A 13966-nucleotide genomic window follows, 5' to 3' on the forward strand; every position below is an offset into this window, starting at 1 on the left:
GTAATTTTCCAAAGAGTATTAATTTGATGGCTAAGTTAGGAAATCTTCAATTCCTCCCCAAGTTTTGTTCTTGACCCTTAATTTCTCTGTCATAATATGATTTTTCTAAAATTGAGGAATTGCATCTATCAGCGGTTTTGCAATTCGGTATTGAACTATGACACACAATAATATTAACTGTAACACAATTTTAAGCAAGAGTACATAATCAGTTTTTATTTTGCCGTAAAGCTGGTGTCTTACCCAAAACAAATAGAAATAGAAGACAATCAAAATGAAATAACGCAATTCAATATTGGTTTGATATCTGGCATTGATATAATTTTGAAAATACAAGAAAGGCAGCATAAATATTAAAAAAATCAAAAGTTCTCCAATTTGAAATGCATTAGAAACCAATAATTCAGGTATTGAATATCCGTGTTTGCGATAAAAAACAAAATCTGTTATAGTTAAAAATATAAGAATGACAAATCCGATAATAGTATAATGTTTATGAGCAAAAAGAGGATTAATTTTTTCAATAGATTCGGTATTTAATCTTTCTTGAATAGCTCCTACATCAAATGCAGTAAAGAGAAGCGAAGCCATTCCGCCTAACAAAATTAAAAATAAAAGAGGGTTGAAATGACGCACTCTTTTGCCATCAATATAATCATGGATTGTTTTTCCGGGATGAAGAAACATTTCTTTTGCGGTATAAAAAATCCCCTTATCAAGGTGTGAAAATGCATGAAAGATATAATGAAACATTTCATGCCAGGTTATTTTACCTGTTTTAGAAGACTGCTTACAATTTGGACAATAATGACCGTAGAAATTTGTCTCACAATTTTTGCAGGTTATTTTAGCATTGTGACTCATAGGGGTAATGCAAATTTATATTTATAATTAAAAACCTCCTAATAATTAATTGTTTGTGTTAAAACTAAAAGAAACAATTCACCGAATTGTTTCTTTTAGTTATGTGTAACTTTCTTTATTCTTTTTTTGATTTATTCATTTCCCCAATAAAAGGAATAGAATCCTGAATTGAAGATCTTATGGTTACCTGCAGATATTGTTCTAACTGTACAAATTTAGCGGCGTTAATTTCTCCTAATTCTTTTTTTACCTTTGTATAGGATTTAAATAGTAGTTTATCTAAATCCATATTGTTTTTAAAATTTGCCTGTGTTAATTCATCCGCTTTGGAAGGACTTAGTGTGGAGTAATTTTTGGCATATTCATCAATAATCTGAATTTTTTTTCTTCCTAATTCTTTTCTTTCTGTTTCATATTTATCATAAATTTCCTGAAATGTCGCAGTCTGTGAATCGGAAAGATTCATGAACTCTTTTACAAGATCCCATTTGGATTTTCCATAAATGTCCTGTATAATGGTTATCTCATCATCAATAACGGACTGGGCAAAGCAATTAACAGAGACAGTAAGAACAAATAAAAGCAGTAATTTTTTCATAATTCTATTTTTTAATAGTTTTTAAAAAGGGTTTAATTTTTTGTTTGTTTATTAAAGTCGTAACTAAGTGAGTCTCCAGGTCCAAACTGATAAGCAGAAACGTAGTCAGTAACAATACCATGCTATAACAGGCCTGTTAATAATCATTTCTAACAGCTGCTGAGATTGATTGCAGGTAATTGTGAAGATTCATTGAAAGCAGAGAGTTTGTTTATTTTTTAGGATAAGAAATTTTAGTTGCTCCAATTGTCCCATTAAAGGCAAAAGGTGCCTGATCATAATAGTCAGTGGACACTGGTGATCCAAGATCGCTTCCTATATCAAAACAGTCATTTGCCGTAAATATAAGCGGAGCTGTCACAGGCACCTGACCCTGAGCGATTGCTTTGCCGTTAGCCTTAATAATGATATCCATCGCAGATCCTGGTTTAGGGCTGATTAGCTTTGATTCAACGGTGATATTTACTTTTCCTTTAGGCAGTTTGTCCTTCGCTTTAATTTGGGTGCGGCTGATTTCAAAGAGGTTATATTCATAGCATAATATTCCGTCTTTTATGTAGCAGCTGAGTCCGCCTGAAAAAGCGCCAAGCGAATACAGTACACCATTAGCATTTTCCGGAACGGTTATATCCATGCTGACTGTATTATTGAATTTCCCGAGCTTTGGAGCAGCAAATTCTGGCATACGGGTCACAGTTCCTGTAAATTTCCAGTTTGTGTAAGGCGTTGCCGGAGCATCTTCAGGATGAAATATCACAGACCAAAGACCTCCTCCAATAGGCAGGTTTTTATTTTTTGCAGATTCAACTAAAAATAAGCTTTTCATTTCTGCAAGTTTATCCGGCATTTTTGCAGAAAGGTCATTTGCCTGACTCCAATCTTCATTAATATTATACAATTGCCATACATCTTTTTCCGGATTCCAGTCTAAAATACCTTTTGGAAGTCCGGGAACCCATGGAATCCTTGGGCCGAAAGTACAGGCATACCATCCGTCGTTATAAATTCCCCGGCTTCCCATAATATCAAAGAATTGCGTTTTGTGAGTGTCTTTTGCTTTGGCATCTGCAAAAGTATATTCCATACTTACCCCATCAATAGGATCCTGTGTAAAATTGTTGACAGTTTGTGGTGCAGTAATTTTAACGGCTTCATAAATAGTAGGAACAATATCTATCACATGGTGAAATTGTGTGCGTGGTGTGTTGTCATGTTTGATTTTTTCCGGCCATGCTATAGCCAATAGCTGCCTTGTGCCTCCAAAATGTGCAGCAACCAATTTAGTGGATTTATAAGGCGTACTGCCTGCCCATGCCCATCCGGCATTGTACATATTGTCTGTTTTGGGAGAACCAAGGACATCCAGGCCTCCAAGTTCATTTAGTGTTTTAATGTGTTGAGAAATAGTAGTAGGTATTCCATTTTGAGCGAGTAGTTCACTAATGCTCCCATTCTGGCCTTCAGCAGAAGAACCATTATCGCCCCAGATATAAAATATCAGCGTATTATCCAATTTTCCCTGCTGCTCCAATTCGTCAATAATACGTCCGGCATTATAATCTGCATGTTCGGCAAAACCTGCAAATACTTCCATTAATCGTCTTTGAAATGGTTTTTCATCATCCGGAATGCTTTCCCAGGATGCCATAGTGGCATCACGCGACGTTAACTGGGTATCCTTTGGGATCCATCCTAATTCTTTTTGTCTGGCAAAAGCACGTTCACGGTATTTGTCCCAGCCATCGTCAAATTTGCCTTTGTATTTATCTGCCCACTCTTTCATTACATGGTGAGGGCCGTGTGCAGCACCGGGAGCCCAGTACATTAGAAAAGGCTTTTCAGGCGAAAATGCCTGCTGTTCGCGTAACCAATGAATGGCATCGTCTGCAATATCTTCTGTCAAATGGTAATAGTCATGACCCTCAGTATGATGCGGATGCTCAACAAAAGTAGTGTTGCGTACCATATTTGGCTCATATTGTGAAGCTTCACCGGCAAGAAAGCCATAGAAGTATTCGAATCCATAACCGGTCGGCCAATAGTCAAAAGGTCCTTTTGTAGTTGTTTGTTCAGCCGGGGTATTATGCCATTTCCCGAATGCACTGGTATTATAACCATAATTTTTTAATACCTCAGCAACTGTTGCAGCAGTTTTTGGGATGGTTCCACTGAATCCGTCCCAGTCATTGGCCAATTCACAAATTTGTCCGTTGCCTACTACTGTGTGGTTTCTCCCTGTGAGCAAGGATGCTCTGGTTGGCGAACACATGGCTGTAGAGTGAAAACGATTATAAGATATACCGAGCTTTGCAACACGGTCTAATGTAGGTGTGTTTATTTCGCCTCCGTATGTGCTTGGAGTTGCAGGGCCTACATCATCCATTAGTATAATCAGGATATTAGGCGCATCTGCAGGCAGTCGTTTTGGGTCTGATCTTTTTTGATAGGTTGAAGTTTTGATAATCAGTCCGGCTTTGCTGGCTGAAGGTGTGGGAGGAAAAGGTAACACATCCTGACCGAAAGTCAAAAACACATTGCTGATTAAAAGCAAAAAACAGGAGTATTTTGTTTTCATACTGTAAATTATATTAAGTGAATAAATAGAATTTAATTAGGCAGGACAATTATTATAACAATATATGGATTACAAATATTTAGTTAAAAGTACAAAAAAATATATATAAAACACTGATTTTCAATAAAAAACAATGTTGTTTGTTATTAGGGACTAAATCGTTTTTTTTTTCTTCCTGTTTTGAAACTATGGTGCAATAAATTCTGCTAGTAAAATCATGTAGGTTTGATATACCAAATGCAAAAAACATAACAAACGGATATTTTGCTTTGCAAGATGATTAAAAAATAAGAATTAAATGTCAAGTCCTTGTAATTGCCTTACATGATCTCAGAATGATTAGACTTGTATAGATTTAATAGTAATAATTTTGAAAAGGGAATGACAAACCTGCGAGTAAAATTTTAAAAAATACAAAAACAAGAAGGGCTTGTTAGGTCAAATTTAAAATAAAAAAGCCTGTAACTCTTGAAAACAAGTAATTACAGACTTTTTAAGTACCCGGAGCCGGAGTCGAACCGGCACGGTTTCCCACAGGTGTTTGAGACCAGCGCGTCTACCAATTCCGCCATCCGGGCTTAGCAGACGAAAAAAACCATCAAAAAATGATTGTTTTAACGCAATAGAATGAAGTCATAAATGATATCATTCCTTTAACACGGTGCAAATGTAAAAAATAAAATTAAAAGTTCTGCTAAAAATACTCGAAAATTTCCTTTCAGTCTCCAATAAATTTTATAAATTTGCACCTCGTTAAAACGAAGCACACACAACTAACTACATCCGAGGGAGATACAGGGTTTGACTGAAAAAATAAATTTAGCCGGACTCCATAGAAAACCAAGGAATAAAACAACAAATTATAATGTCGCACCTAGAACCAGAAGCTAAAATTTTTGCTTGTTCACAAAGTGTTTATCTTGCAGAAAAAATTGCAAAAGAGTACGGAATTCCGTTAGGGAAAGTAACGATGTCAACGTATAGCGATGGAGAATTTCAGCCGTCTTACGAAGAATCAATACGAGGTTTACGTGTTTTTATCGTTTGTTCCACTTTTCCAACAGCCGATAATTTGATGGAATTGTTGTTGATGATTGATGCTGCTAAACGTGCATCTGCACGGCATATTACAGCTGTAATGCCTTATTTTGGCTGGGCAAGACAGGACAGAAAAGACAAGCCAAGAGTTCCGATTGGGGCTAAATTAGTCGCCAATCTGTTAAGTGCTGCAGGAGCGACAAGAGTAATGACAATGGATTTGCATGCAGACCAGATTCAGGGCTTTTTTGAAAAACCGGTAGATCATCTATTTGCATCAACTATCTTTTTACCATACGTAGAAAGCTTAAAATTAGACAATCTAACCATTGCATCTCCGGACATGGGAGGTTCAAAAAGAGCTTATGCGTATTCTAAGTTTTTAGAATCAGATGTGGTAATCTGTTACAAACAAAGAAAAGCAGCCAACGTTATCGACACTATGGAACTGATTGGTGAAGTGAAAGGACGTAATGTAATCTTAGTAGATGACATGATTGATACTGGTGGTACTTTAGCAAAAGCGGCAGACCTGATGATCGAAAAAGGTGCATTAAGCGTTAGGGCAATTTGTACACACCCTATATTATCAGGCGGTGCGTATGAGAAAATTGAAAATTCGAAACTAACAGAATTAATCGTTACAGATTCTATTCCGTTAAAGAAAGAATCAAATAAAATCAGAGTAGTGAGTTGTGCGCCTCTTTTTGCCGAAGTGATGCACATGGTACACCACAACAATTCCATCAGTGGAAAATTTATAATGTAGTCTGACTATAATAAAATTTGAATATTTTTAATAACTATATTTTTTTACAATGAAATCGATTACAATTAAAGGATCAGAAAGAGAAAGCGTGGGCAAAGTGTCAACTAAAGCCTTACGTAATGCTGGAGCGGTTCCTTGCGTGTTATACGGAGGAAATCAGGCAGTACACTTCTCAGCAGAAGCTGCGGCTTTCAAAAACTTGGTTTTCACTCCAAACGCACACACAGTTGTGATTGAGCTTGGTAAAGGAAAATCATTCAATGCAATTTTGCAGGATATCCAGGTTCACCCTGTAACGGACAAAATTTTGCACATTGACTTCTTCCAGTTATTTGATGATAAGGAAATCACAATGGAAGTTCCTGTGAAAATTGTTGGTACATCTAAAGGTGTTCTTGCGGGTGGTGTTTTACGTTTAAACCAACGTAAATTAAAAGTTAAAGCTTTACCAGCAAATCTTCCTGATTTTGTTGAAGCTGACATTACGCCACTTGAAATGGGTAACAAATTATATGTTACTAAAGTTGGAAAGCCAGAGTACAAAATTATGCATCCGGACAACACAGTTGTAGCTCAGGTAAGAATTTCTCGTGCTGCTATGAAAGCTGCTCAGGAAGCTGCAAAAGCTGCAAAAGCTCCTGCAAAAGGAAAGAAAAAATAATTTTTTTCAATCATACAAAAAGCCTCAATCTTACGGTTGGGGCTTTTTTTTTTAGTGTCTAAGGTGCTGAAATACTAAGATTTTTATCTTTAAACGGTTTCGAACTCCGCTCAGTCTGATACGCTAAATGTTTGTCATGCTGAGCGGAGTCGAAGCCTTTTTTATGATTTGTTTTTTAGAAGCAGAATGTTTGCGGGTTTTCAAGACGTGACATTCCTGCCATCCGCTATATCTTTTCCCTGCTAAAGAAGCAAGAAAAAGGATGCCGCTGCTGTCAGGGCTAGCCAGAAGTTTAGTTTTTTATTAGAAAATTTCATAAGTTGAGGGCAAAAAAGAGTAAGTCTGGAAAAGAAATCAGAAAAATAAAATCTGCTTCATCTGCAAAATCTGCGAGAAAACTTTATCGCGAACTTTGGCATTAAATTGATCATCCAAAATCAATAATCTAATTTTCAAATTATCTAATTAACACATTTCCTAATTCCCCGATTAACCCTATTTTTGCAAACATGATAAAATGGATAAACAACCTGTTTTCATCAACACCTAAAGAAGAAAACACACAAAATATTATAAAACCGGAAGTTCACGAACACCAAAAAAACAATATAAAAAGCGTGAGTAAAAAATATTTAATAGTTGGATTAGGAAATATCGGAGCCGAGTATGTAAATACCAGACATAACATCGGATTTAAAGTTTTGGATTTTTTAGCCAAAAAAGAAAGCCTATCGTTCGAAACCGTAAAATTGGGTTCATTGGCCGAATATAAATTTAAAGGAAGAACTTTTTTGCTGTTAAAACCAAACACATACATGAACCTTAGCGGAAAAGCAGTAAAATTCTGGATGGATAAAGAAAATATTCCGCTTGAAAATGTGATGGTCATAACAGATGATTTAAACCTATCTTTCGGAACTATCCGAATCAAGCCAAAAGGAAGTGACGGAGGCCATAACGGACTTAAAAACATCAATCTGGTTCTAAATACGCAGCAGTATACCCGTTTTAGATTTGGCATCAGCGATCAGTTCAAAAAAGGGCAGCAGGTTGACTACGTTTTAGGAGAATGGGATGAAGAGGAAAAAGCAAAATTACCTGAAAGGTTAGAAATAGCTTCAGAAATTATCAAATCTTTCGGTACGGCAGGATTAGAAAATACAATGACAACTTTTAACGGAAAGTAAAGATTTACAGGATTTTGGTGTAAAAACAACAATTATCAATTAACTTAATTCAATTTAAACGAAATAGAATTTTCTATTCCAAAGTTAAATGTATAAATTTGAATAAATTATTATAAATCATAAAAATCATATATCATGGCTTTTGAATTACCACAATTACCTTATGCTTATGACGCATTAGAACCACATATTGATGCGCGTACAATGGAAATCCATCATACAAAACATCATAATGCGTATACAACAAACCTAAATGCTGCTATTGCCGGAACAGATTTAGAAGGAAAAACAATCGAAAATATCTTAATCAACTTAGATAAAACAAACGCTGCAGTTCGTAACAACGGTGGAGGTTTTTACAACCACAACTTATTCTGGACAGTAATGGCTCCAGATGGTGGCGGATTGCCAACAGGTGATTTGTTAGCAGCTATCGAATCTTCTTTTGGATCTTTCGAAGAGTTTAAAGCAAAATTTGCTAAAGCAGGAGCGACACAATTTGGTTCAGGATGGGCTTGGTTGTGTGTTCAAAAAGGCGGAAAATTAGACGTTTGCGGAACCCCAAACCAGGACAATCCATTAATGCCGGAAGTGGGCTGCGGTGGAACTCCAATCTTAGGAATGGATGTTTGGGAGCATGCTTACTACTTAAATTACCAAAACAGAAGACCGGATTACATTGAAGCTTTCTTCAGTGTAATTAACTGGACAGAAGTGGCAAGAAGATTTGCTTTAGATAAATAAGAAAATAGAGTAAAGACATAAAAAAGACGGATAACTTTGTGTTATCCGTCTTTTTATTTTGTGGAATTTCTCTCTTGAAAAGAAAATAAAAAAGGCGGAAGTAATTCCGCCTTTTTTGCCCCAAATTACCATAATACTTAACCTACTTAATTTTATGGCAATTCAAATATATTATACAATATTGTTTACATCAAATATTTCTGATTAAATGCAATAATATCCGATTAAATGATTTCTTTCTGAATTTAAACTTTACCGAAATAAAAAAGGTGAGATTTCTCCCACCTTTTTTGCCCCAAATCTACCATAAACTTAACCTACTAATGTTATGGTGCTTCAAAGATAGGTCAGTATTACAGTTTTGCCAAAAATATAGGATGAAATGCAAAAAAATCCGATGAAATGCATTTTTTAACTTTTTTTTTAGTATGCTCTTGCGTTTTTTCCTTCATAAAAATTTATAAATGCTCTGTTGACAACACGATTTCCGCCTGGTGTTGGGTAGTCTCCGGTGAAGTACCAGTCGCCAAGATTTTTCGGACAGGCAGTATGCAGATCTTCTACTTTTTGGAAGATAATTTTTACTTCGGCATTGATTTCAGGAGAACTTAACATATCAGCAATTCTGTCAGAAATTTCTTCAGGAGTGAATTGGTCATAAACTGCTGTTACATAATTTACAACGTCAGTATCTGCATAATTTTCCTGAGCTTTGCATTTTGCATAGACTTCATCAACAATATGATATAAATTTCTTTCCTTAAGTAAATCTAAAGCAGCTCTGAAAGCTACAAGACCTTCTAATTTTGCCATATCTATTCCGTAACAATCCGGGTAACGAATTTGCGGAGCTGAAGAAACAATTACAATACGCTTTGGTTTCAGGCGATCCATCATTTTAATGATACTCATTTTTAATGTCGTACCCCGAACAATACTGTCGTCAATAATTACGAGATTATCTTCCGGCTTAATTACTCCGTAGGTGACATCGTAAACGTGGGCTACTAGATCATCACGGCTGCTGTCTTCTGTAATAAAAGTTCTTAGTTTTGCATCTTTGATGGCAACTTTTTCTGTTCGTATTTTTACAGCCAGTAATTCCTGAAGTGTTTCAGCGGTTAATGTATTTCTGTTTTCTAAAATATAATTGTTTTTTCTCTGATTTAAGAAATCCTGAGCGGCTTCGACTAAGCCATAAAAAGAGGTTTCTGCCGTATTTGGAATATAAGAGAAAACGGTGTTGTCTGTATCGCTGTCGATTGATTCAAGGACAGCCGGTAAAATTAATTTTCCCAGATTTTTACGTTCCTGGTAAATTTCGGCATCACTTCCTCTTGAAAAGTAGATTCTTTCAAAAGAACACGCCTTTTTAACGGTTGGTTCCAGAATTTGATTCATAGTAACCTTTCCGCTTTTCTTTATAATCAATGCATTGCCCGGTTCAATTTCCTGAACACTTTCAAAAGGGACATTAAATACAGTCTGAATAACAGGCCTTTCTGAAGCTACAACAACAACTTCGTCATCCTGATAGAAATAGGCCGGACGAATACCCGCCGGATCTCTAAATACAAATGCATCACCATGACCTAATAATCCGGCCATTGCATAACCTCCGTCTAAATTTTTAGCCGAACGAGCTAAGATTTTAGCGATATCAAGGCGCTCTGCAATCACCGGCGATGCTTCTCTTTTAGAGTAGCCTTCTGCTTTACAGTCCTGATACAATTGCATTACTTCCTTATCCAAAAAGTGACCTATTTTTTCCATTACAGTAACGGTATCGGCCATTTCTTTTGGATGTTGCCCCAGTTCTACCAGATTTTGGAAAAGCTCTTTAACATTGGTCATATTAAAGTTTCCTGCCAAAATCAGATTACGGTGCATCCAGTTGCTCTGACGTAAAAAGGGGTGAACGCTTTCTATGCTGTTTTTTCCGAAGGTTCCGTAACGAACATGTCCTAAAAACAATTCTCCAACATACGGAATACTTGTTTTTAATTCTTTGATATCATCAGCAAGATCAGGATTTGCTTTCAGTTCCTCACTGATACGCTCATTGATCTGCTTGAAAACATCCTGAATAGGCTGTGAATGGTTTGAACGAACCCTGCTGATATAACGTTCTCCAGGTTCTACATCTAATTTGATGCTTGCAAAACCGGCACCATCCTGACCACGATTGTGCTGTTTTTCCATCATTAAATACATCTTCTGAATTCCGTAAAATGCAGTTCCGTATTTTTCTTTATAATATTCAAGCGGTTTAAGAAGTCTGACTAAGGCTATACCACATTCGTGTTTTAAAGCGTCGCTCATTGTGTTCTGTATTTGTGTTGTTGTAAGTTGTGTGTATTAACGTAATAAAAAAGCCCCGTTTTATCGAGGCTCTTAGGCATTATATTTCTATGTCAAACTGAGTTAACGACTTAAATTGCTGTAATCGAATCGCTACTTCGGCTTTGCTTAGTGTTTCCATCCTTTCGGTTCCGAATTTCTCGACGCAGAACGAAGCTAAATTTGAACCGTAAATAATTGCGTTTTTCATGTTTCCAAACGAAATGTTTTCACTTTGTGCAATAAATCCTGAAAATCCGCCTGCAAAAGTGTCTCCCGCTCCGGTTGGATCAAAAACTTCTTCTAATGGCAAGGCCGGTGCAAAGAATACTTCTCTGTTGTGGAATAAAAGTGCGCCGTGTTCTCCTTTTTTGATCACCACATATTTTGGTCCCATATCCTGGATTTTGGCAGCGGCTTTTACTAATGAATATTCACCGGAAAGCTGTCTTGCTTCTTCGTCATTGATGGTAATAACATCTACACGCTTGATAACGTCCAGTAATTCCGGAAGAGCGCAGTCCATCCAGAAGTTCATGGTGTCTAAAACCACTAATTTTGGTTTTTTCTCCATTTGATCCAAAACACTGCTTTGTACTAAAGGGTGCAGGTTTCCTAGCATTACCACATCAGCATCTTTAAAGCTTTGAGGGACTTTTGGCTGAAAATCTGCCAACACGTTCAACTCTGTTACCAAAGTGTCTCTTGAATTCAGATCGTTGTGGTACAAACCGCTCCAGAAAAATGTTTTTCCGCCTTTTACAATTTCGATTCCGGAGATATCGATATTTTTTGACGTTAAAAGATCTAAATGTTCCTGAGGAAAATCGTCGCCAACTACAGAAACTATGGCTGATTGCAGGTTGAAAAATGAGGCTGATAAACCAATGTAAGTTGCAGCTCCGCCTAATATTTTATCTGTTTTTCCGAAAGGGGTTTCAATCGCGTCGAAAGCAACTGTTCCAACAATCAATAATTTATTCATTTTATGAATTTCGAATTAAGGTGCAAAGATACTTTATATGTTACAATATTGCAACGGTTTGCAATCTCAAAATTTTCATAAAATAATGGCAACGATTTTGAAGTAAAACTGTTGTAAATGAATTGTTTAAAATTGTTTTTCGGAGAAGCTTATAATAGGTTACCCGGATTTAAAATGCAATTTATATTTTGCGAAAAGTTATTTTTTATCGCAGTTTTTTGAATGAGGATGGTTTTCTTTTTCCGCTTACAATACCAAGAATAGTAATGTGGTAATTTTTAACTTTAAAAACTATTAACTAAGTTTTATAAGTTGCTTCTCTATAGATTTTAGATTTAGTTGGGATATTTTCACATTGGGAATAAATCAAAGGGTTTTCAACGATTTTGTTCATCGTTTTGTTTATTCCATTACCAGTTTTAATTGCGTTTAAAGGTTGTTGTTTTTCAAAAGCAATATAGTCAACGATTTCTTCTAAGTTTTGGAAATAATTCTCAGAAATATCTAAGGTATATTGTTTTGAATCTTCAACTTTTTTTCTTCCCATTTCTCATTAAATTTTTCTAAAGACATTGTCGGGGATTTTTCTGCATTTTTAATCCATTTTACGAAGTCTTCTTTGGATAAATTACTTTCAATTTGATCGGTTTCATTATCAAAATCAATTGATACTTTTAATGATTTTCCAATATATTTTTTTGGAATTTCAAAAGAAAGATTAACAATTTTATCATTAGGAGTAATGGTTTTTTGTATCATTTTTTTTAATTTAATGAACTGATACAAAGTTACAATAAAAATAGATTCAAATCGGATATATAAAAATTATAGTTGATACTTCTTATAAAAATAATTCTTCAAAACCCCTACCAGAACCAGAAGTTGGTCTATTAATCGGATTTGGAACAGCAAAGGACTTTAGATAAGAGCAGCAAAAGATTTTTAAGTTAGTGTAAAAACGTATGGGGATTAAATTTCCGACACGTTTTTTTATTTATATCAGTTTAGAATCGGCTGTTTCATAGAAAGAATCCACAGAAAGTTTAGGCTGCATCGATGCCATAACAGCCAGTTGATCACAGCGTTCGTTTTGCGGATGGTTATTATGGCCTTTAATCCATTTAAAATTGACCTGATGTTTGCGATAAACAATTAAAAACCGTTTCCAGAGATCGGCATTTTTTCTTCCGGAAAAGCCTTTTTTCTCCCAGCCTAAAACCCATTTTTTTTCAACAGAATCTACAACATATTTAGAATCTGAAATAACTAAAACCTTCATATTAGGTTTTTTTAATTTCTCCAGACCAACAATTACTGCTAAAAGTTCCATTCTGTTATTAGTTGTTAGGCGGAAACCTTCATAGAATTCTTTTTTATGCGGAGTACCCACCAATTCCATCACGACCCCGTAGCCGCCATTACCCGGATTTCCTTTTGCAGCACCGTCTGTATATATATGTACTTCGTGACTCATTTTAGACCTCTTAGATTTTAGACATTTTTAGATTAATCAGATCGTTAGATTTTCTAATGATCTAAACAATTTGTTGTTCTAAGATAGTCTGGATAATCTCCGGAAAATGTTTTTGTTCCAGTTCATGAATTTTTTCAGCAACCGTTTCAGGAGTATCTTCATCCGTTAAAGTAACATTGGCCTGAAAAATAATGGCGCCTTCATCATAATGTTCGTTTACATAATGAATTGAAATCCCGGTTTCTTTTTCCTTGTTATTCACAATAGCTCTGTGTATGTGCATGCCGTACATTCCTTTTCCTCCATAATTAGGTAAAAGCGCCGGATGGATGTTGATTATTTTGTGAGGGTATTGCTCAATTATGTTTTCAGGGAATTTGAGTAAAAAACCAGCCAGAACAATCAAATCCGGGTCGATTTCCTGTATTTTTTGTAAGATATTATGTTCTAAAAGTTCGTTTTTTGAGAATATTTCGACTGGAATTTGATGATTTTTTGCCCTTTCAATGACTTTTGCAGTGGCATTATTTGTAAACACAGAAACAACCTTTGCGATTTGGTTTTTTTTAAAGTAGGTAATAATGTTTTCTGCGTTACTTCCTGATCCTGAGGCAAAAATGATAATTTTTTTCATAATAAAATTTATTTTGAGAATGCAAAAAACGGAATAAAAAATCAAAATAAATAGTATTGAAAGACCTTTCTTGAAATTAATTTTATAAATTAGTAAC

At 35.5% G+C, this 13966-nt stretch carries 13 protein-coding genes and 1 tRNA gene; 4 read left to right on the top strand and 10 right to left on the bottom strand.

What is annotated here, in order from left to right; genetic code table 11:
* Window positions 1-105: 105 nt before the first annotated feature.
* The 4 genes from GXM17_RS19375 to GXM17_RS19390 all read right to left on the bottom strand — a co-directional run bounded on the left by GXM17_RS19375 (window position 106) and on the right by GXM17_RS19390 (window position 4615).
* Complete coding sequence (locus GXM17_RS19375; RefSeq protein ID WP_163401195.1) at window positions 106-864, bottom strand: DUF3667 domain-containing protein; 759 nt, start codon at window positions 862-864, stop codon at window positions 106-108.
* Between the two features lie 115 nt (window positions 865-979).
* Window positions 980-1462, bottom strand: a complete 483-nt coding sequence (locus tag GXM17_RS19380; RefSeq protein ID WP_163401196.1) for a hypothetical protein — start codon at window positions 1460-1462, stop codon at window positions 980-982.
* Window positions 1463-1673: 211 nt separating this feature from the next.
* Complete coding sequence (locus tag GXM17_RS19385; RefSeq protein ID WP_163401197.1) at window positions 1674-4037, bottom strand: arylsulfatase; 2364 nt, start codon at window positions 4035-4037, stop codon at window positions 1674-1676.
* A 498-nt stretch (window positions 4038-4535) separates the two neighbouring features.
* Window positions 4536-4615: transfer RNA gene (locus GXM17_RS19390), tRNA-Leu, on the bottom strand.
* A gap of 287 nt (window positions 4616-4902) precedes the next feature.
* Here GXM17_RS19390 and GXM17_RS19395 point away from each other — a divergent pair.
* The 4 genes from GXM17_RS19395 (at window position 4903) to GXM17_RS19410 (ending at window position 8436) form a co-directional block, all read left to right on the top strand.
* Window positions 4903-5844 carry a ribose-phosphate pyrophosphokinase gene (locus GXM17_RS19395; protein WP_163401198.1) on the top strand — a complete coding sequence of 314 codons (942 nt, stop codon included), beginning with the start codon at window positions 4903-4905 and terminating at the stop codon, window positions 5842-5844.
* 49 nt (window positions 5845-5893) lie between these two features.
* Window positions 5894-6505 carry a 50S ribosomal protein L25/general stress protein Ctc gene (locus GXM17_RS19400; RefSeq protein ID WP_163401199.1) on the top strand — a complete coding sequence of 204 codons (612 nt, stop codon included), beginning with the start codon at window positions 5894-5896 and terminating at the stop codon, window positions 6503-6505.
* Between the two features lie 509 nt (window positions 6506-7014).
* Complete coding sequence (gene pth, locus GXM17_RS19405; RefSeq protein ID WP_163401200.1) at window positions 7015-7692, top strand: aminoacyl-tRNA hydrolase; 678 nt, start codon at window positions 7015-7017, stop codon at window positions 7690-7692.
* 135 nt (window positions 7693-7827) lie between these two features.
* Entirely contained in the window at window positions 7828-8436 is a 609-nt protein-coding gene (locus GXM17_RS19410; RefSeq protein WP_163401201.1) for a superoxide dismutase, read from the top strand.
* 423 nt (window positions 8437-8859) lie between these two features.
* On the opposite strand, the gene GXM17_RS19415 is transcribed toward GXM17_RS19410, so the two are convergent.
* The 6 genes from GXM17_RS19415 to purN form a co-directional block, all read right to left on the bottom strand.
* Window positions 8860-10758: an amidophosphoribosyltransferase gene (locus GXM17_RS19415; protein ID WP_163401202.1), complete on the bottom strand. Its 1899-nt coding sequence runs from the start codon at window positions 10756-10758 to the stop codon at window positions 8860-8862.
* A gap of 79 nt (window positions 10759-10837) precedes the next feature.
* Window positions 10838-11761, bottom strand: coding sequence for a PfkB family carbohydrate kinase (locus tag GXM17_RS19420; protein ID WP_163401203.1), 924 nt, complete (start codon window positions 11759-11761; stop codon window positions 10838-10840).
* Between the two features lie 298 nt (window positions 11762-12059).
* Window positions 12060-12308, bottom strand: a complete 249-nt coding sequence (locus GXM17_RS19425; protein ID WP_163401204.1) for a hypothetical protein — start codon at window positions 12306-12308, stop codon at window positions 12060-12062.
* Window positions 12266-12520, bottom strand: a complete 255-nt coding sequence (locus tag GXM17_RS19430) for a hypothetical protein (RefSeq protein ID WP_163401205.1) — start codon at window positions 12518-12520, stop codon at window positions 12266-12268. Before GXM17_RS19430 ends, GXM17_RS19425 begins: the two co-directional genes overlap by 43 nt.
* Before the next feature lie 235 nt (window positions 12521-12755).
* A complete protein-coding gene (gene rnhA, locus GXM17_RS19435) occupies window positions 12756-13235 on the bottom strand; it encodes a ribonuclease HI (RefSeq protein ID WP_163401206.1) in 480 nt (159 codons plus the stop codon).
* A gap of 61 nt (window positions 13236-13296) precedes the next feature.
* Complete coding sequence (gene purN / locus GXM17_RS19440) at window positions 13297-13869, bottom strand: phosphoribosylglycinamide formyltransferase (protein ID WP_163401207.1); 573 nt, start codon at window positions 13867-13869, stop codon at window positions 13297-13299.
* Window positions 13870-13966: the final 97 nt, after the last annotated feature.

It is taken from the genome of Flavobacterium fluviatile (genome assembly GCF_010645065.1).
Lineage (GTDB): Bacteria > Bacteroidota > Bacteroidia > Flavobacteriales > Flavobacteriaceae > Flavobacterium > Flavobacterium fluviatile.